General features: G+C 72.0%; 16 protein-coding genes. 11 read left to right on the forward strand and 5 right to left on the reverse strand.

Features of this window, described 5'->3' with window-relative positions:
• The first annotated feature begins 219 nt into the window (after positions 1 to 219).
• Positions 220 to 1,194 (forward strand): quinone oxidoreductase family protein, encoded by a 975-nt coding sequence (locus ABEA10_RS00345; RefSeq protein WP_345455665.1) that lies wholly within the window; start codon positions 220 to 222, stop codon positions 1,192 to 1,194.
• On the opposite strand, the gene ABEA10_RS00350 is transcribed toward ABEA10_RS00345, so the two are convergent.
• The 4 genes from ABEA10_RS00350 to ABEA10_RS00365 form a co-directional block, all read right to left on the reverse strand.
• Complete coding sequence (locus tag ABEA10_RS00350) at positions 1,195 to 3,036, reverse strand: sensor histidine kinase (RefSeq protein ID WP_345455667.1); 1,842 nt, start codon at positions 3,034 to 3,036, stop codon at positions 1,195 to 1,197.
• Positions 3,037 to 3,108: 72 nt separating this feature from the next.
• Entirely contained in the window at positions 3,109 to 4,938 is a 1,830-nt protein-coding gene (locus ABEA10_RS00355) for a sensor histidine kinase (protein ID WP_345455669.1), read from the reverse strand.
• Between the two features lie 106 nt (positions 4,939 to 5,044).
• Positions 5,045 to 6,883, reverse strand: coding sequence for a sensor histidine kinase (locus ABEA10_RS00360; protein ID WP_345455671.1), 1,839 nt, complete (start codon positions 6,881 to 6,883; stop codon positions 5,045 to 5,047).
• Between the two features lie 154 nt (positions 6,884 to 7,037).
• The gene (locus ABEA10_RS00365; protein ID WP_345455673.1) at positions 7,038 to 7,301 is read right to left on the reverse strand and encodes a mycoredoxin; all 264 of its coding nucleotides are present in this window, start codon (positions 7,299 to 7,301) and stop codon (positions 7,038 to 7,040) included.
• Positions 7,302 to 7,477: 176 nt separating this feature from the next.
• Between ABEA10_RS00365 and ABEA10_RS00370 the strand changes: the two genes are divergently transcribed.
• The 6 genes from ABEA10_RS00370 (at position 7,478) to ABEA10_RS00395 (ending at position 12,777) form a co-directional block, all read left to right on the forward strand.
• Positions 7,478 to 9,562 carry an ATP-dependent DNA helicase UvrD2 gene (locus tag ABEA10_RS00370; RefSeq protein WP_345455676.1) on the forward strand — a complete coding sequence of 695 codons (2,085 nt, stop codon included), beginning with the start codon at positions 7,478 to 7,480 and terminating at the stop codon, positions 9,560 to 9,562.
• Positions 9,563 to 9,590: 28 nt separating this feature from the next.
• The gene (gene tesB, locus ABEA10_RS00375; protein ID WP_329241391.1) at positions 9,591 to 10,448 is read left to right on the forward strand and encodes an acyl-CoA thioesterase II; all 858 of its coding nucleotides are present in this window, start codon (positions 9,591 to 9,593) and stop codon (positions 10,446 to 10,448) included.
• Between the two features lie 63 nt (positions 10,449 to 10,511).
• Entirely contained in the window at positions 10,512 to 11,303 is a 792-nt protein-coding gene (locus ABEA10_RS00380; RefSeq protein ID WP_345455681.1) for a TrmH family RNA methyltransferase, read from the forward strand.
• 486 nt (positions 11,304 to 11,789) lie between these two features.
• Positions 11,790 to 12,059 (forward strand): WhiB family transcriptional regulator, encoded by a 270-nt coding sequence (locus ABEA10_RS00385; RefSeq protein ID WP_329262989.1) that lies wholly within the window; start codon positions 11,790 to 11,792, stop codon positions 12,057 to 12,059.
• Positions 12,056 to 12,265, forward strand: a complete 210-nt coding sequence (locus ABEA10_RS00390; RefSeq protein ID WP_329241383.1) for a hypothetical protein — start codon at positions 12,056 to 12,058, stop codon at positions 12,263 to 12,265. Before ABEA10_RS00385 ends, ABEA10_RS00390 begins: the two co-directional genes overlap by 4 nt.
• Positions 12,266 to 12,603: 338 nt before the next feature.
• The gene (locus ABEA10_RS00395; protein ID WP_345455685.1) at positions 12,604 to 12,777 is read left to right on the forward strand and encodes a hypothetical protein; all 174 of its coding nucleotides are present in this window, start codon (positions 12,604 to 12,606) and stop codon (positions 12,775 to 12,777) included.
• Between the two features lie 173 nt (positions 12,778 to 12,950).
• Here the strand turns inward: ABEA10_RS00395 and ABEA10_RS00400 are convergent, their stop codons facing one another.
• Entirely contained in the window at positions 12,951 to 14,354 is a 1,404-nt protein-coding gene (locus ABEA10_RS00400) for an ABC1 kinase family protein (protein ID WP_345455688.1), read from the reverse strand.
• Positions 14,355 to 14,558: 204 nt separating this feature from the next.
• On the opposite strand from ABEA10_RS00400, the gene ABEA10_RS00405 reads away from it, so the two are divergent.
• The 4 genes from ABEA10_RS00405 (at position 14,559) to ABEA10_RS00420 (ending at position 18,002) form a co-directional block, all read left to right on the forward strand.
• On the forward strand, positions 14,559 to 15,347 hold the full coding sequence (locus ABEA10_RS00405; RefSeq protein ID WP_345455691.1) for an enoyl-CoA hydratase/isomerase family protein: 789 nt from the start codon (positions 14,559 to 14,561) through the stop codon (positions 15,345 to 15,347).
• Positions 15,348 to 15,757: 410 nt separating this feature from the next.
• Positions 15,758 to 16,288 carry a M48 metallopeptidase family protein gene (locus tag ABEA10_RS00410; protein WP_345455694.1) on the forward strand — a complete coding sequence of 177 codons (531 nt, stop codon included), beginning with the start codon at positions 15,758 to 15,760 and terminating at the stop codon, positions 16,286 to 16,288.
• A complete protein-coding gene (locus ABEA10_RS00415; RefSeq protein ID WP_345455696.1) occupies positions 16,285 to 16,875 on the forward strand; it encodes a DUF2064 domain-containing protein in 591 nt (196 codons plus the stop codon). The genes ABEA10_RS00410 and ABEA10_RS00415 overlap by 4 nt, the downstream gene beginning before the upstream one ends.
• A 128-nt stretch (positions 16,876 to 17,003) precedes the next feature.
• Positions 17,004 to 18,002, forward strand: a complete 999-nt coding sequence (locus ABEA10_RS00420) for a LacI family DNA-binding transcriptional regulator (RefSeq protein ID WP_345455699.1) — start codon at positions 17,004 to 17,006, stop codon at positions 18,000 to 18,002.

Raw genomic sequence — 18,002 nt, forward strand, 5'->3', positions numbered from 1 at the left:
GCCAACGGCACGCGCCTGCAGATCTGGACCTGCACCGGCGCCGCCAACCAGCAGTGGACGCTCCCTTCCTGACGGGCTCGCACCGATCCCGGGCCGGTACCCGTCATCCCGATGGGTACCGGCCCTGACCAGGCGTGCGATATCCGTACGAGGGGTATGTCGAGTGACGGATAGGGACGAAAGCGGCAAGGGGGCGACACCGACCGGGCGGGGGCGGCAGTGAAGGCGGCGCGGGCGTATCCGATCACCGAGCACACGACGGACCTGCGGGTGGAGTGGATCGAGGATCCGACACCCGGCGCCGGTGAGGTGCTCGTCCAGGTCACCGCCGCCGGCGTCACGCGGTGGGACCACCACGCCGCGACCGGCGCGGGTCCGGCGCCGCTCACCCTCGGTGCGGAAGGCTCCGGCATCGTCGTCGCCGACCCCGCCGGCCACTGGGCACCCGGCACCCGTGTGATGTTCTTCGCCGGATCGGCCGGCACGATGGCCGAATTCGCCGTGGTCCCCGAACAGAACCTCGCCGAGGTCCCGGTCAACGTCGCCGACGAGGTCGCGGCCACGGTGCCCGTCGCGTACCTCACGGCGGTGCTCGCGCTGCGGCTGGGCCGGTTCTGCCCGGGCAAGCGCGTCTTCGCCCCCGCGGTCGGGGGCGGGGTGGGCAACGCGACCGTGCAGCTCGCGCGGGCGCTCGGCGCGTCGGCCGTGGCCGGTGGCACCGGCAGCACGGCGAAGGCCGAGGCCGTGCGCGCGGCGCCGTGGGCGTACGGGATCGAGGTGGTCGACCTCGAACGCGACCGGCTTCCGGAGGGGCTGGGAGACGGGTTCGCCGCCGGGATCGACGTGGCGGTCGACGGCGTCGGCGGTGGCGTGACCGGCCAGATCGCGGCGGCGCTGGCGACCGGCGGGCGGATCGTCCTGGTCGGTGAGACGGGCGGCGCGGCCGCGCAGGTGCCCGTCGGCGACGTCGTACGGCGCCACGCGAGCCTGCACGGGTTCTCACTGCCCGACGCCACCGTGGCACAGTCGCGCCGCGCCTGGGAGACCATCACCGGCCTGCTGGCCGCCGGCCGGATCCACCCCGTCATCGACTCGATCTACCCGGTCGAGGCGGCGGCCGAGGCCCTGCGGCACCTGATCGAGGACCGCCCGATCGGCAAGGTCGTGATCATCGGTATGTCCCACGCCTGGTAGTCACTCCACGGGGATCTCGGCGTGCAGTGTGGTGCCCGCGCCTTTGCGGCTGGTGACGGTGATGGTGCCGCCGATGGCCTCGACGCGGTCGGTGAGGCCGATCAGCCCGGAACCGCGTGCGGGGTCGGCTCCGCCGACGCCGTCGTCGCGGATCGACAGGTCGATCACCTTGTCGTCGGTGGTGAGGGCGACGCGGACGACCGAGGCGAACGCGTGTTTGGCCGCGTTGGTCAAGGCCTCGGAGACCACGTGGTAGACGGTCACTTCGTAGCGCTGCGGGAGCCGTTCGTCCAGATGGAGGTCGAGCTCGACCGGGAGGGAGGAGCGGCGCGCGAGGACCCTGAGCGCGGGTTCGAGGCCGCCCTTGGCGAGGATGGCGGGGTGGAGGCCGCGGGAGAGCTCCTGCAGTTCGGCGACGGTTTCTTCGAGGCCCGCGACGGCGTGGGCGATCCGGAGCCTGAGGTCGCCGAGCGCCGGAGGGACGGCGGCCTGGGTGCAGCGCATCTCGAGCCCCAGCGAGACGAGGCGCTGCTGGGTGCTGTCGTGCAGGTCGCGTTCGATGCGGCGGCGTGCCTCGTCGGCGGCGGCGGCGACGCGGGCGCGGGAGGCCTTGAGGTCGGCGTTGCTCTGGGCGTTGGCGATGGCGGCCGCGGCGAGTTCGGTGAACTCCATCATGCGCACCTCGGTGTCCGGCGGCAGCCGTTCCTCCGTGCTGGAGGAGGCGATCAGCACACCCCACAGCGACCGGCCCACGATGATGGGACAGCCGACGGCGGACCTGACGCCGAAGGAGCGCAGCCGGGTGACGACCTCGCCTTCGCCTCCGTAGTCGTCGATCCTGGCCGGCGCGCCCGTACGCGCGACGGCCTCGGTGACGGTTCCCCTCTCCACGGGCCAGCGGTAGCCCAGCGGCATGGTGGCGTCGATCTCCCTGCGGCTGACTCCCCAGTTCCCGACGGTGATCGCCGTGGCGGCCGTCTCGTAGCGGATGATCAGAACGTGGCGCGCGGGAAGGAGCCGGCCCATCTCGCAGGCGACGGCGTGGAAGACCTCGCTCTCCGGAGCGGCGTGGGCGACCAGCGTGGCCAGGCGCCGCAGGGCGGCCTGCTCCTCGGCGATGCGGGCGAGCTCGTCGCGGCTGTGCCGCAGGGCGTCGGCGACCTTCTCGCGCTCGCACGCCACCTCGAGCAGCACCTGGAGGCAGGGTACGACCCGCTCGCGCAGCCGCCGGACGACCGGGCTCGGCAGACCGGCCGGGACGCGGAGCGCGGCGTTGACGCCTTCACCGCGGATCGGGAGGGTGAGCCCGGTGCCGCCGGAGGGGGCGCCTTCGGTCTCGATGGAGGCCGACGGCAGGTTCAGATCGCTCGCCAGGCGCCGCGCCGTGGCCGGGAGGGCCGTTGACAGGTCGGAGGCTCGCAGGAGCAGCCGGGCCAGCGCGGCGGACAGGTCGGCTTCCCGGCGTGACTCCATCTGGCTCCAGAGCAGCCGGGCGGTGCGGGCGAGTGCGCACACCAGCAGGGCGAGGGCCATGAAGACGCCGAGGACCACCACGTCCCGGCGCCCGTCGGGCCACAGCGTCCACGCCGGCGGGATGAGGAAGTAGTCGAAGGCCAGCGTGCCGGCAACGGCCATCACCAGCCCCAGTCCGGGGCCCCACAGCGACGCGACGAGCAGGAGCCCGACGAGGTAGAGCACGCCGAAGGCCTCCACGGGCACGAACCGCGACAGCCCGATGCCGAGCAGGGTCTCCACCGTGAGGCAGACGGCCGCCACCAGGATGCCCAGCAGCAGCGGCGGCCGTGACCGCCGCTCCGGTGTCGCCGGCGGAGATGGGCGCATAACTCACGGTAACGCCGATCCGAAGAGACGTCCGAGCGTGTTCGCCCTGGTCGGAGGTGGTGAACTCCGATATCACCCCAACGGGATCTCGACGTGCAGGGTGGTGCCCGCGCCTTTGGGGCTGGTGATGGTGATGGTGCCGCCGATGGCCTCGACGCGGTCGGTGAGGCCGATCAGTCCGGAACCGTGTGCGGGGTCGGCTCCGCCGACGCCGTCGTCGCGGACCGACAGGTCGATCGCCTTGTCGTCGGCGGTGACGGTGATGTGGACGACCGAGGCGAACGCGTGTTTGGCGGCGTTGGTCAGCGCTTCGGAGACCACGTAGTACACGGTGATCTCGCACTGTTGCGGGAGCCGTTCGTCGATGGACACGTTCAGCTCGACCGGCACGGACGAGCGGCGGGCGAGGACCTTGAGCGCGGGTTCGAGGCCGCCCTTGGCGAGGATGGCGGGGTGGAGGCCGCGGGAGAGCTCCTGCAGTTCGGCGATGGCCTCCTCCAGGGCCTTGGCGGTGTGGGCGACCTGGAGCCTGAGGTCGTGCAGTTCCTGTGGGATCGCGGCCTCGATCCCGCGCATCTGGAGTCCGAGGGCCACGAGGCGCTGTTGGGTGCTGTCGTGCAGGTCGCGTTCGATGCGGCGGCGTGCCTCGTCGGCGGCGGCGACGACGCGGGCGCGGGAGGCCTTGAGGTCGGCGTTGCTCTGGGTGTTGGCGATGGCGGCCGCGGCGAGTTCGGTGAACTCCATCATGCGCACCTCGGTGTCCGGCGGCAGCCGTTCCTCCGTGCTGGAGGAGGCGATCAGCACACCCCACAGCGACCGGCCCACGACGATCGGGCAGCCGACGGAGGAGACGACGCCCCGCGCGCGCAGCTGGATGGAGAGCGGTCCTCCGCCCGTGTACTCGTCGATGCGGCCCGGCGCACCCGTACGCGCTACGAGATCGGACACGGTCCCCTCCTCCAGCGCCCATCGCGATCCCACCGGCATGGTGGCCCGAGGGCCGCTGGCGGCGTGCCACACGCCGACGCTGGTCGCGGCGTGGCCGGGCTCGTAGCGGGCGATCAGCGTGTGCGGCGCGCCGAGGATCCGCCCCATCTCGCGGGGGACGGCGTGGAAGACCTCCTCCTCCCGAGCGCCGTGGGCGACCAGCGTGGCCAGGCGCCGCAGCGCGGCCTGCTCCTCGGCGATGCGGGCGAGCTCGTCGCGGCTGTGCCGCAGGGCGTCGGCCACCTGCTGGCGTTCGCACGCCGCTTCGAGCAGGATCTCCAGGGAGGGGACGATCCTCTCGCGCAGCCGCCGGACGACCGGGTGCGGCAGGCCGCGCGGCACGAGGAGCGTGGCGTGAATGTCGTCGCCGCGCAGCGGGAGGGCGAGTTCCCCGTGCTCGGCGGGGACGTCGCCGGGCTCGATCGAGGCCGACGGCAGGCGCAAGGCGACGGCCAGGCGCTGCGCCGTGGCCGGGAGCGCGGCGCTCAGGTCGGGCGCTCTCAACAGCAGCCGGGCCAGCTCTGCCGACAGGTCGGCCTCCTGGCGGGCCTCCATCTCGCCGGACAGCAGCCGAACCGCCCGGGCGAGCGCGCACGCGAGCAGGGCGAGGGCCATGAAGATCGCGAGAACCGCCAGATCCTGCGCCTTGGCGAGGTCGGGCCCCCACTCCGGCGGGAGGAAGACGAAGTCGAGGATGAGCGCGCTGCCCACGGCCATCACGAGACCTACGGCCAGGCCCCACAGGGACGCGACCACCAGCAGGCCGACGAGGTAGAGCACGCCGAGGGACTCGACGGGCACGACCTTCGCCAGCCCGATGCCGACGAGGGTCTCCACGGCGAGACACAGCGCCATCACCAGGAACCCCAGCCACAGCCGCGGCCGCGGTCGGCGCTCCAGCAAGAAGGCGCGCATAAGACCATTTAACGCCGCTCCGGAAGCGCTCCCTGATGTGTGTTAGTGCTGGTGAAGCCGCGTTGATCGCGGAGTGTCCGGTACCGAGGCCGCCCGTGCCCACGAGTCATTCGAGGGGGATCTCGACCAGCAGAGTCGTGCCGCCGCCCTGAGGACTCACGACGGAGATGGTGCCGCCGATGGCCTCGACGCGGTCGGTGAGGCCGATCAACCCCGAGCCGCGTGCGGGGTCGGCTCCGCCGACGCCGTCGTCACGGATCGACAGCCGGACCGTCCCGTCCCTGACGCCGACGGCGACGCGGACCACCGAGGCGAACGCGTGTTTGGCCGCGTTGGTCAGCGCTTCGGAGACCACGTAGTACACGGTGATCTCACACTGTTCCGGGAGCCGTTCGTCGAAGGACACGTCCAGTTCCACCGGCACGGACGAGCGGCGGGCGAGGACCCTGAGCGCGGGTTCGAGGCCGCCCTTGGCGAGGATGGCGGGGTGGAGGCCGCGGGAGAGCTCCTGCAACTCGGCGATGGCCTCCTCCAGGGCCTTGGCGGTGTGGGCGACCTGGAGCCTGGCGTCGTTGAACTCCTGCGGGATCGCGGCCTCGATCCCGCGCATCTCGAGCCCCAGCGAGACGAGGCGCTGCTGGGTGCCGTCGTGCAGGTCGCGTTCGATGCGGCGGCGTGCCTCGTCGGCGGCGGCGACGACGCGGGCGCGGGAGGCCTTGAGGTCGGCGTTGCTCTGGGCGTTGGCGATCGCGGCCGCGGCGAGTTCGGTGAACTCCGTCATGCGCACCTCGGTGTCCTCCGGCAGCGGCTCGGGGGAACTGGTGGCGACGACGACCACGCCCCACAGGGACCGGCCGACGATGATCGGGCAGCCGACGGAGGAGACGACGCCCCGTGCGCGCAGCTGGGTGGAGAGCGGTCCTTGGCCGATGTACTCGTTGATCCGGCCCGGCGCGCCCGTACGCGCCACCAGCTCGGTGACGGTTCCCGGCTCCAGCGTCCACCGCGTGCCCAGCGGCGGGTTGACCTCGTCGCCCTCGACCGGGGTCCAGGCTCCGACGGTGACCGCGGCGTGGGCGGGCTCGTAGCGGACGACCAGTGTGTGGCGCGCGCCGAGGATCTGCCCCATCTCACGGGCGACGGCGTCGAAGACCTCCTGCTCCGGAGCGGCGTGGGCGACCAGCGTGGCCAGGCGCCGCAGCGCGGCCTGCTCCTCGGCGACGCGGGCGAGCTCGTCGCGGCTGTGCCGCAGTGCGCCGGCCACCTGTTCGCGTTCGCACGCCGCATCGAGCAGGATCTCCAGAGAGGGGACGACCCTCTCGCGCAGCCGCCGGACGACCGGGCGTCTCAGGCCGCCCGGTACGAGGAGCGTGGCGTGGACGCTGTCACCGCGCAGCGGGAGGGCGAGTTCCCCGTGCTCGGCGGGGACGTCACCGGGTTCGATCGAGGCCGACGGCAGGTTCAGATCGCTCGCCAGGCGCCGCGCCGTGACCGGAAGCGCGGCGCTCAGGTCGGGCGCTCGCAACAGCAGCCGGGCCAGCTCGGCCGACAGGTCGGCCTCCTGGCGGGCCTCCACCTCGCCCGACAGCAGCCGTGCCGCCCGCGCGAGCGCGCACGCCAGCAGCGCCAGGGCCATGAAGATCCCGAGGATCGCCAGGTCCTGACCCTTGGTGAGCCACAGTGTCCACGCGGGCGGTATGAGGAAGTAGTCGAAGACGACGGTGCTGGCCACGGCCATCACGAGACCCATGGCGAGGCCCCAGAGGGATGTGACCACCAGCAGGCCGACGAGGTAGAGCACGCCGAGGGACTCGACGGGCACGACCTTCGCCAGCGCGACGCCGACGAGGGTCTCCACGGCGAGGCACAGGGCCATCACCAGGAACCCCAGCCACAGTCGCGGCCGGGGCCGACGCTCCAGCGTCGCCAGCAGGGAGGGACGCATAACCAACATTAACGCCGAACCGGAAAAACCGACGGATCGCGTTCGTGCTGGTCAGATGCCCTTTACCGGCGACTGATCGACTCCTGACCACCGGCAAGCCGTGCGGGCCCCGCCGGGACCCCGGCGGGCAGTGCCGCGCGTGATGAGCGGTCTCTCAGCCGGGGAGGGCGGCCAGACGGGCCTTCACGGCCTTCGCGGTCGGGTTGGTCACCGCGGTGCCGTCGGGGAACACCACGACGGGTACCGTCTGGTTGCCGCCGTTGACGTTCTCCACGAACGCGGCGGCCTTCGGGTCACGCTCGATGTCGATCTCGACCATGGCGATCCCGTCGCGGGCCAGCTGCGCCTTCAGCCGTTTGCAGAAGCCACACCACGAAGTGGTGTACATCGTGAGCTCACCCGTTGTGGGCGTGGTCATGACTCTCCCCGCGGTCCGTTGGTTGCGAACACCTGTCCAACACCGGGTCAGGCCGCCGCATTCCCGCCGCGAGAGCCCGGAGACGAGACGAGGGGCGGAACGCGAGCGGAGATGAGGGACGGGACGCGAGCGTCGGATGCGCCTGAGAGGATGAACGCCCGGTGAAAGGAGGGGCGATGGAGGCGGATGAGGTGCTCGCCGGGCTCGACCCGGAACAGCGCGCGGTGGCCGAGGCCACCCGAGGCCCGGTGTGCGTGCTGGCCGGCGCCGGCACGGGCAAGACCCGCGCCATCACCCACCGCATCGCGTACGCGGTGCACACCGGCGTCGTCTCCCCGCAGCGGGTGCTCGCCGTGACGTTCACCACCCGGGCGGCCGGCGAGCTGCGCGGGCGGCTACGGCAGCTCGGCGCCCCGGGCGTGCAGGCGCGCACCTTCCACGCCGCCGCCTACAAGCAGCTGCACTACTTCTGGCCCAAGGTCGTCGGAGGAGAGCCGCCCCGGCTGGTCGAGTCCAAGCTCGGGCTGGTGGCGGAGGCGGCGCGCCTGTGCCGCCTGTCGTTCGGCCGCACCGAGCTGCGCGACGCGGCCACCGAGGTCGAGTGGGCCAAAGTCACCCAGACCCGCCCCGATGACTACGCCGCCGCGGCGGCCAAGGCCGGGCGCACCCCGCCCGCCGAGGCCGCCGACATGGCGCGCGTCTACGAGGCGTACGAACGGCTCCGCCGCGACCGCAACCTGATCGACTTCGAAGGCATGCTGGAGCTCACCGCCGCGATCCTCACCGAGCACCAGGAGGTCGCGCACCAGTTCCGCGACCAGTACCGCCACTTCGTGGTCGACGAGTACCAGGACGTCAACCCGCTGCAGAAGCTCCTGCTCGACACGTGGCTCGGCGAGCGCGAGGACCTGTGCGTGGTCGGCGACCCGAACCAGACCATCTACTCCTTCACCGGCGCCAGCCCCTCCTACCTCCTGGGCTTCACGGTCGAGCACCCCGGCGCCAAGGTCATCAAGCTCGTCCGCGACTACCGCTCGACGCCACAGGTCGTGCGCCTCGCCAACGGTGTGCTGGCGCAGGCGCGGGGAGACGCCCGCGCGCACCGCCTCGAACTCGTCGCGCAGCGCTCCGACGGCCCCACGCCGGTCTTCTCCGAACACGACGACGAGGTGGCCGAGGCCGAGGCCGTGGCCAAGCGCATCCGCGAGCTGCTCGACGAGGGTGTGCCGGCCCGCGAGATCGCGGTCCTGTTCCGCATCAACGCCCAGTCCGAGCCGTACGAACAGGCCTTCGCCGACTGCGGCGTGCCGTACGTCGTCAAGGGCGCCGAGCGGTTCTTCGAGCGTGCCGAGGTCCGCCAGGCCGTGGTCCTGCTGCGGGGCGCGGCGCGGTCGGACACCGGCGAGCCCCTCGTCCGAGCGGTCCGCGACGTCCTGGCCGCCGCCGGCCTGACCGACCAGCCGCCCGAGGGCCGGGGCGCGGCCCGCGAGCGCTGGGAGTCGCTGGCAGCGCTGGCCCAGCTCGCCGAGGACGTCGCCATCGACCGTCCGTCAGCGGGCCTGCGGGAGTTCGTGGCGGAGCTGGAGGAGCGGGCCGGCTCCCAGCACGCGCCCACGCTCGAAGGTGTGACGCTCGCCACGCTCCACACCGCCAAGGGCCTCGAGTGGGACGCGGTCTTCCTCACCGGCCTGGTCGAGGGGACGCTGCCGATCATCTACGCGGAGAAGAGCCCCGACCAGATCGAGGAGGAGCGCAGGCTGCTCTACGTCGGGGTGACGCGGGCGCGCGAGTTCCTCACGCTGTCGTGGGCGCTGGCGCGGTCGCCGGGCGGGCGCAAGGGACGGCGCCGCTCCCGCTTCCTCGACGGCCTGGCGCCGCAGAGCGCCGGGCCGCCGCGGGTCGACCGTTCGGCGCGGCGCCCGGTGTCCTCCGGCCCCCAGCCGTGCCGGGTCTGCGGACGCCCGCTGACCGCCGCGATCGAGCGCAAGCTCGGCCGCTGCGAGAGCTGCCCCACCGACTATGACGAAGATCTCCTCGAACGCATGAAGCACTGGCGCGTCCTGGTGTCCAAACGCCAGAAGGTCCCCGCGTACGTCGTGTTCACCGACGCCACGCTGCAGGCGATCGCCGAGCGCGCCCCGCTCTCGGAGGCGGACCTGGCCGCCATCCCCGGTGTCGGCGCGGTCAAGCTCGGACGCTACGGCGCCGACGTGCTGGCGCTGTGCCGGGGTGAGGAGCCCGCCGCGGACCTGGTTGACTGATGACCCGGTCGAACGAGTAGGGATCGCCATGAACGCCGCACTGAAGGAGCTGCTCGATCTGCTCGACCTGGAGCAGATCGAGATGAACATCTTCCGTGGCCGCAGCCCCGAAGAACGCCAGCAGCGGGTCTTCGGCGGCCAGGTGGCCGGTCAGGCGCTGGTCGCCGCCGGCCGTACGGTGCCCTCCGACCGGCATGTCCACTCGCTGCACGCCTACTTCATCCGGCCCGGCGACCCGAGCGTGCCGCTCGTCTACACGGTCGACCGCGTCCGCGACGGCCGATCGTTCACCACCCGCCGGGTCTCCGCCGTCCAGCACGGCAAAGTGATCTTCACCCTGTCGGCGTCGTTCCAGGTGATCGAGGAGGGCCTGTCCCACCAGGCGCCGATGCCCGAGGCGCCCGCCCCGGAGACGCTGCCGACGTTCCGCGAGCGGATGGAGGCCATCTTCGGCCCGCAGGAGAACGACTTCTTCCGCCGCCGCCCCGTCGACCTGCGGCACATCACGCCGCTCACCTGGGAGGCCGCCCGCGACCCCTCGCTGAGCGGCCCGGAGTCGAAGGTCTGGCTGCGCTTCGACGGTGAGCTGCCCGAGGACCCGCTCCTGCACGTGTGCCTGATGACCTACGCCTCGGACATGACGCTGCTCGACACGGTCCTGCTCAACCACGCGCGCGCCTGGGGCGACAAGAAGACCATGGGCGCGAGCCTGGACCACGCGATGTGGTTCCACCGCCCGTTCCGCGCCGACCGGTGGCTGCTGTACGCCCAGGACACTCCGAACGCCGCCGGCGGCCGCGGCCTGGCCCGGGGCCAGGTGTTCACCCAGGAGGGCGAGCTGGTGGTGTCGGTCGTCCAGGAGGGCCTGGTCAGGTCCACCGAATGAGCGAACGGTGAGTGAATCGACGAACACGGCGCCTCTGGTCACTCCTCCGGCGAAGGAGGGCTCATGAGCGTCACCCGGATCGGCACGCGCAACGCGCGGTTCCAGCAGTGGCACGCGCTGCTCACCAACCGGACCAAGCGCAACCGGTCGGGGGAGTTCCTCGTGCAGGGGGTCCGGCCGATCAGCGTCGCCGCCGAGCGCGGCTGGCCGATCCGCCGCCTCCTCTATGCCGGCGGGCGGCGGCTGTCCTCCTGGGCCGAGGGCGTGCTGCGCGACACCGGGGCCGAGCGCGTCGAGATGGAGCCCGCCCTGCTGGCCGAGCTGGCCGGCAAGGACGACGCCGAGCTGGTCGCGATCGCCGCTCTGCCCCCCGACGACCTGGGCCGGATCACTCCCGGCGGCCCGGTCGTCGTCTTCGACCGGCCCAGCGACCCGGGCAACATCGGCACGGTCGTACGCTCCGCCGACGCCTTCGGCGCCTCCGGGGTGATCGTGACCGGACACGCCGCCGACGTCTACGACCCCAAGGCGGTGCGCGCCAGCACGGGGTCGCTGTTCGCCGTGCCCGTCGTACGCGTGCCCTCGCCGGGCGCGGTCGCCGACTGGGCCCACGCTGCGGACGTCCGCATCATCGGCACCGATGAGACCGGAACCCACGACGTCGCGCGCCACGATCTCGGCGGGCCGGTCCTCATCGTGATCGGGAACGAGACCCGCGGGATGAGCGCCGCATGGCTCGCGGCCTGCGACGAGGTCGTGCGGATCCCGATCAGCGGAGCGGCCAGCTCGCTGAACGCCGCGTCCGCCGCCACGGTGGTCCTGTACGAGGCCGCGAGGCAACGAAAAGAAAAATAAGAAATCGCAGGTGAAAAATACGTTGCCCCCATCGGGGCGGCGATCGTACGCTTCTCGCGAGCACATGACGGGCTCCCTCCCACCGGAGGGCCCGCGGACGTAGAAGGGCGGTGGCAGTCGCGTGAGTAACCACTTCGGCACTCAAGCCTGGGCCGCCGCATGCCCGCCTCCGTCCGTGCTGTCCTCGCGCGGCACCGCCTCGCTTCCGGCCGTCTACGCGCGCCCCGAAGCCGGGCGTGTGCGGCCTGACGGCGTGGAGAAGCGAGTGGAGAAGCACGTCTTCACGACGCTCGGCGCCGTTCAGCTGAACGCCCAGGCCAAGGATGCGGCCATCCGTATGCCGCTGGGTCCGCCACCCTGGAGACCACCAGAGTGAAAGCTCTGAGCAGGCCTCCAGGCCGCGGATCCCGACCCCGGGAACCGCGGCCTTTTTGTTTCGGCCACACCGAACCAACGAGAGATCAGATCAAGAAAGGGGTGGAGACCTTGGGCCTCGCGCTCACTGCGATCAGCGAGAACCTCGATCTTCCCTGCCGGAAGGAGCCCGAGCTCTTCTTCGCCGAGTCGCCCCAGGACGTCGAGCTGGCCAAGGCGCTGTGCGCCGAGTGCCCGATCCGGCGCGCCTGCCTCGCCGGCGCCCTCGAGCGCCGCGAGCCCTGGGGTGTCTGGGGTGGAGAGCTGTTCATCCGTGGCGTCGTCGTCCCCCGGAAGCGGCCGCGTGGGCGTCCGCGCAAGAACGCCGAGGTGGCGGCATGACGCGCCGACCGACCGAGACCGCACGTACCGAGAAAGAGCAGAAGATGAGCTTGCTCAGCATTGAACTGTCCCAGGAACGAATACGCGAGGCCGAGCGCGACGCGGCGCGTCGGCGCGGCATCGCCCAGGCCCGGGCCGCACGCCGGGCCCGCCGCGACGCCGAGCTGACCGCCGCCCGCGTCCGGCGTCTGCTGACCGCGCGCTGACGGTCTCTCCTTGAGAGCCCACCAGCGCGTCCCAGAGGAAGAAGGGGCCCCGGCAACCACGGCCGGGGCCCCTCGGCGTTCCAGGTGGCCTCTCCGGCCTTCCCAGCCCGGCGTACGGTCCGGGGCGCCGGTCGAGGAGGCGGTCGTCGGCGGCGACTTCGCCGAGTACGGCGCACCGCGGGCCGGTCTCGGCGAGGAGAACGTGGCCGTCCACGACGAAATCGTGCGCTCGCCGCCTCCCGAGGGCCGAAACTCCTGGTGGAGGCAAGACATTGGCCAACGTCACCGCGTTCCGCTTCCGCCGGGGCGGCCGATCGGTGATGCTTGGAACAAGGCCGATGAAGAGGGGGGCGACCGGCATGGTCAGCTGCACGTCCTGCGGAACCACCGCCGAGTCACCGCTCGGCTGGACCACCGACGTCACCGAGCGGGGCCTGCAGCACCTGTGCGACCGGTGCAGCCGCGACAACATCCGTTCGATCGAGGGCCGGCTCGACCCGGTCCACTGGTAGCGGCCGGCGCGCCGGAGACGTTCGTCCCGGGCAACGGGCGGGAGGTGCGCAGGCTCCTGGACGCCAAGGACCGCGCACGCGCGCCGGCTCGAAGGCGACGGCGGCTCGCCGACGCACGATGACCTCCGGGTGCTTCCGGCCGGAGGACGTGCCCTGAGGCGGCCCTGGGCAGGTCAGCCGGCGACCTGTTCCTCGTCGACGTCCTCGACGTCGCCCTCTCCGTCGTAGTCCTCGACCTCGTAGTCGTCGACGTCGTCGTGGTCCTCGACGTCGTCGTCGGCGAAGCCCGGCACCCAGCGCAGGGCCTCGCCGCGGAACGGGCCCTCCGCCTCGAGCTGGCACAACACGCCCGTACCGGCCGCGACCACGCGGTGGATCAGCACGTACGAGGGCGGCAGGTTGAGCTGGCGCACGACGTTGGTCGGCCGCAGGTCCGTCACCCGCGCGAACTCCTGCCGCAGCCACTCACGGCTGAACTTGAACGTGTCCTCGATCAGCGGCTCGGCGATCGGCACGATGAACGACCGCAGCGACTCCGGGTCGACCTCGACGCCCTCGCGGATGAAGTCCTCTTCGCGCAGCGCCTTCATGATCTGGTCGATGTCGAGGAGCGTGCCGATCCTCATGAGCACGCCGATACGCCGGTGGAACCCGCCCGGCAGCCGGTCGACGGCACCGAAGTCGAACACCCCCAGGCGCCCGTCGTCGAGCAGCCGGTAGTTCCCCGGGTGCGGGTCGGCGTGCAGCAGACCGCAGCGCGCCGGGCCGGAGAACAGGAAGCGGCAGTACAGCAGGCCGGCGTGGTCGCGCTGCTCCTGGGTGCCGTCCGCGATGATCGCCGACAGCGGCGTGCCGTCCATCCACTCGGTGACGAGCACGTGGCCCGACTGCGCGACGACGTCGGGGACGTGGATGTCGGGGTCGTCCGCGTACGCCTCGGCGAAGATCCGCTGGGACTCGGCCTCGATCGTGTAGTCGAGCTCTTCGCTGACGCGCTCCTTGACCTCGGCGAGCATCGCCTTCATGTCCAGCCCCGGCATCAGCACCGCGAACAGCCGGCCCAGCCGGGCGAGCTGGTTGAAGTCGCTCAGCAGCGCCTTGCCCGCTCCGGGGTACTGCACCTTGACCGCGACCGTACGGCCGTCGTGCCACACCGCCTTGTGGACCTGGCCGATCGAGGCCGCCGCGGCCGGCCGGTCGTCGAACTCGGCGAACAGCGACTGCCAGTCCTCGCCGAGCCCCTCGGACAGGACCCGGTGCACCGTACGGGCGGGCAGCGGGGGAGCCGCCTCCTGCAGCCGGGTGAGTGTCGCGCGGTACGGACCCGCGAGCTCCGGTGGCAGGGCCGCCTCGAAGATCGACAGCATCTGGCCGAGCTTCATCGCTCCGCCCTTGAGCTCGCCGAGCACCTTGAACAGCTGATCGGCCGTACGCTGCTGGATCTCCAGTGCGACCAGTTCGGCGGACTTGCCGAAGGTGCGCTTGCCAACGCCGAGGGCCGTACGCCCAGCGAAGCCGATCGGAAGAGACGCCAGTTTGGCGGTCCGCGTCACGGCGCGACGGGGAAGATCGCTCATTCGCCTACCTGCTTGTTCGCGCGTCCGTGTGGGGGTGGCACGTCTTTCATTCTGCGTGAGAGACGTCACGCGTCCATACCGATATACGCCAGATGTTCGGCGCTTGCACTCGTGAGCATAGGTGACCTGCCAAATCGCGTAAGTGTGTGCTTTCTCACTTGGGCGTTCACCTGCGAGGCCTCCGCGCCCAATACCCTCCCGCCCATGACTGAAAAGTTGCGTGTGGACCGGCGGCCCGACGGGATCGTCGTGCTCACCCTCGATGACCCCGCACGGCGCAACGCGATGTCCGAGACGATGACGTCCGCCTGGCGGGAGACCGTCGCCGGGCTGCGGGAGGACGCCGGGGTGCGCTGCGTCGTCGTCACCGGCGCCGGCAGCGCCTTCTCCTCCGGCGGAGACCTGGGGTGGATCGCCGGACGCGGCCAGGTCGACGTCCCTCCGCTCCGCGATCACATGCTCGCCTTCTACCGCACCTGGCTGGCGGTCCGGGACCTGGAGGTACCCACGATCGCCGCGGTCAACGGCGCTGCGGTCGGTGCGGGCCTGTGCCTCGCCCTGGCCTGTGACCTGCGGTACGCCGCCTCCGGCGCCAAGCTGGTGGCGCCGTTCACCCGGCTGGGCATTCACCCGGGCATGGCCGCGACGTACCTGTTGCCCGAGGCGGGCGGCCTGCCGCTGGCCCGGGAGATGCTCTTCACCGGCCGCGTGGTGACCGGAGAGGAGGCGGCGGCGTACGGGCTGGTCAACCGCGCGGTGCCGCGTGAGGACGTCCTCGACGTGGCGCTCGAGATCGCCGGTCGGATCGCCGAAGCCGCGCCGGTCGCCACCCGCCTGACCAAGGCCGCCCTCGCCGACGGCGGGCAGCCGAGCCTGGAGGCGGCCCTGCGGTGGGAGTCGCTGGCCCAGCCGGTGACCATGGCCTCGGAGGACCTCGCCGAGGGCATCGCCGCGCAGCGCGAGAAGCGCACCCCGAGGTTCACCGGCCGCTGAAAGACCGCACGGCACCCTGGCCGCGGCAGGGCGCGAGGCTCCGTAGGCGGGTAAGGCCGGCGGCCGCCTTGCCGGTCCGGCGCCGGACGGTCGTCGCGGCGTACGGGGGCGGAGCGTGGCCCGGAAAGCCCCCGTGCGCCGGTCCGGCCGCCCCCCTTCCCAGTCGGCGGCCGTCCCGCGCGCCGCGGGGACCCCCGGTCCGCGTGACGCTAGGAGCGAGGGGGACGGGCGTCAACGAGAGCCTGTGGACAGGCCTGGGGACCCGGTGGGGACGGGCCGGAGTGTCCCTGTGGACAACCTGCGCACAAGGGTGTGGATAGTCCTGGGGATGATTCAATTGCCCCGGTTCTACCTGCGTCGATGCGATCCACCCCCTGTGGAGAAAACAAAGTTTTCGGTACGGTGCTACGGTGCCCCCCACAGGCGAGATAGAGGTTCGTCGCAGTGCCCGCCGCCGTCGCACGGTCACCGCGCGCCGCGACGGCGACAAGACGGTCGTGATGATGCCGGCCGGGTTGAGCGACGCCGAAGAGCAGGAATGGATCGCGACCGTGCTCGAACGGCTGGCGCGGCGCGAGGCGCGTCGGCACCCCAGCGACGCGGCGCTGTTCGACCGTGCCCGCGAGCTCGCGTTGCGCTACCTCGACGGCCGTGCCGCGCCGGCGAGCGTGCGCTGGGTCGGCAACCAGCGCAGCCGCTGGGGCTCCTGCACGCCCGACGACGGCACCATCCGGCTCTCCGACCAGTTGCGCGGCATGCCCGGCTGGGTGGTCGACTACGTCCTCCTGCATGAGCTGACTCATCTGATCGAGCCCGGTCACGGCCCGGCGTTCTGGCGGCTGGTCAACCGCTACCCCCGCACCGAGCGCGCCCGGGGTTACCTCGAAGGCGTCGCCGCCACCGCGGGCCTGCCCCTGGCGGACGGAGAGCCCGCCACGTGACGTCCCGCTTCGTCGCCGTTCTGGCCGGGAGCGAGGTCGCGACCCCGCCCGGCGCCGACCCGGAGGAGTTCCGGCTCGCCGTCCTGGAGGACACCTACGAGGTGGTCGCCGGGCTGGAGTTCGTCACACCGGTCCTGGCCCTGACCGCCCCCGACGCCGAGGCCGAGGCGATCACCTGGCCGGGCACCGAGATCGTCCGGACCACCGGTCTGCGGCCGCTCCTCGACACGCTGGCGGATCTCGGCGCCGACCAGGCGGCCGTGGTCGCCCACGACGCCCCCGACCTGCCGCCCCTGCTCCTCGGCAAGCTGTTCCGCTCTCTGGGCGGGGGAGAGGTCGCGATCTGCCCGGCTAAGGACGGCGGGCTGGTCGCGCTGGCCGCCCGGCTGCCCGCGCCGCCCTGGCTCGAGGACGTCGACCTGGACACGCCGGACGCCCCGCGCCGCCTGCGCGCCGCGGCGGCGCGCCCCGGCGCCGTGCGCTCCGGCCCCGGCTGGCACCGTCTCCGTACCCCCGCCGACCTGTCCTCCCTGGACCCGGGCCTGGAGGGCTGGGACAACACCCGCATTCTGCTCGGCGGCGCCTGACCGCGGACGGTCCCCACCGGACGCTCCGGTGAACCGGAGGTAAGGGTCTTATGACCGAAAGGTCACATTGACGTGCTCTGCAAAGGATTGCAGAGTTTCACTCATCCAAAACGCAGGAGGAGAATCCGGTGCCGGTGACCATCCAGGACGTGGCCCGTGAGGCGGGGGTGTCGGTTTCCACCGTCTCCCGGGCGTTCACCGTGCCGGAGATGGTGCGAGACGAGACCCGGCACCACGTCCTGGCGACCGCGGAGCGGCTGGGCTACCGGCCGAACCGCGCCGCCCGTGGCCTGATCACCGGCAAGACCGGCAATCTGGGCGTGATCGTTCCCGACCTGTCCAACCCCTTCTTCCCCAATGTTCTGAAAGGGGTCCAGGCGCGGGCCCGTGAGGCGGACTACGCCGTCTTCCTCGCGGACTGCGACGAGAACGCCACGGAGGAGATCGCTCTCGTCCAGGCGATGGCCAAGCAGGTCGACGGCGTCATCCTCTGCTCCTCCCGCATGTCGGAGGCCCAGCTCGAACGCATCGTCGGCACGACGTCCCTGGTGCTCATCAACCGGCAGGTGCGGAACCTGCCCGCCGTCCTCATGGACACCGCGGGCGGCATGCGCCAGGCGATCGAGCATCTCGCCGCTCTCGGGCACCGCAAGGTCGCCTACCTGAGCGGCCCACGCGTCTCATGGTCGAACCGGGAGCGCCGGCGCGGGCTGCGCCGCTTCGCCCGGCAGGGCATCGAGGTGGTGGAGCTGGGGCCGTTCGCGCCGCGTTTCGAGGGCGGGTCGCACGCCGCCGACCTGGCACTCGCCGAGGGCGTGACGGCGATCATCGCCTACAACGACCTGATGGCCCTCGGGGTGATGTCCCGGCTGGCCGATCGGGGCGTGTCCGTACCCGCCGAGATGAGCGTCGTCGGGTTCGACGACATACCGATGGCGGGCATGGCCACCCCGCCGTTGACGACCGTGTCCATGCAGAACGAACGAGCGGGCCGTGCGGCCGTCGACCTGCTCGTGAGCCTCCTGAACGTCACCGGCGCCGACGCGGGGGATCTCCGCCGGGGACTCGAATGCCAGCTGATCGTGCGGGCGTCGACCGCCGTGCCGCCCGATCCGACCGGAAGGTGA

The organism is Actinoallomurus oryzae (assembly GCF_039541955.1).
In the GTDB taxonomy this organism is placed as follows: Bacteria; Actinomycetota; Actinomycetes; order Streptosporangiales; family Streptosporangiaceae; genus Actinoallomurus; species Actinoallomurus oryzae.

Bases quoted from the DNA above. Each gene is read 5' to 3' on its own strand.
- ABEA10_RS00350 (WP_345455667.1), bottom strand. From the start codon at position 3,036: ATGCGCCCATCTCCGCCGGCGACACCGGAGCGGCGGTCACGGCCGCCG.
- ABEA10_RS00355 (WP_345455669.1), bottom strand. From the start codon at position 4,938: ATGCGCGCCTTCTTGCTGGAGCGCCGACCGCGGCCGCGGCTGTGGCTG.
- ABEA10_RS00360 (WP_345455671.1), bottom strand. From the start codon at position 6,883: ATGCGTCCCTCCCTGCTGGCGACGCTGGAGCGTCGGCCCCGGCCGCGA.
- ABEA10_RS00365 (WP_345455673.1), bottom strand. From the start codon at position 7,301: ATGACCACGCCCACAACGGGTGAGCTCACGATGTACACCACTTCGTGG.
- ABEA10_RS00370 (WP_345455676.1), top strand. From the start codon at position 7,478: ATGGAGGCGGATGAGGTGCTCGCCGGGCTCGACCCGGAACAGCGCGCG.
- tesB (WP_329241391.1), top strand. From the start codon at position 9,591: ATGAACGCCGCACTGAAGGAGCTGCTCGATCTGCTCGACCTGGAGCAG.
- ABEA10_RS00380 (WP_345455681.1), top strand. From the start codon at position 10,512: ATGAGCGTCACCCGGATCGGCACGCGCAACGCGCGGTTCCAGCAGTGG.
- ABEA10_RS00390 (WP_329241383.1), top strand. From the start codon at position 12,056: ATGACGCGCCGACCGACCGAGACCGCACGTACCGAGAAAGAGCAGAAG.
- ABEA10_RS00395 (WP_345455685.1), top strand. From the start codon at position 12,604: ATGAAGAGGGGGGCGACCGGCATGGTCAGCTGCACGTCCTGCGGAACC.
- ABEA10_RS00400 (WP_345455688.1), bottom strand. From the start codon at position 14,354: ATGAGCGATCTTCCCCGTCGCGCCGTGACGCGGACCGCCAAACTGGCG.
- ABEA10_RS00405 (WP_345455691.1), top strand. From the start codon at position 14,559: ATGACTGAAAAGTTGCGTGTGGACCGGCGGCCCGACGGGATCGTCGTG.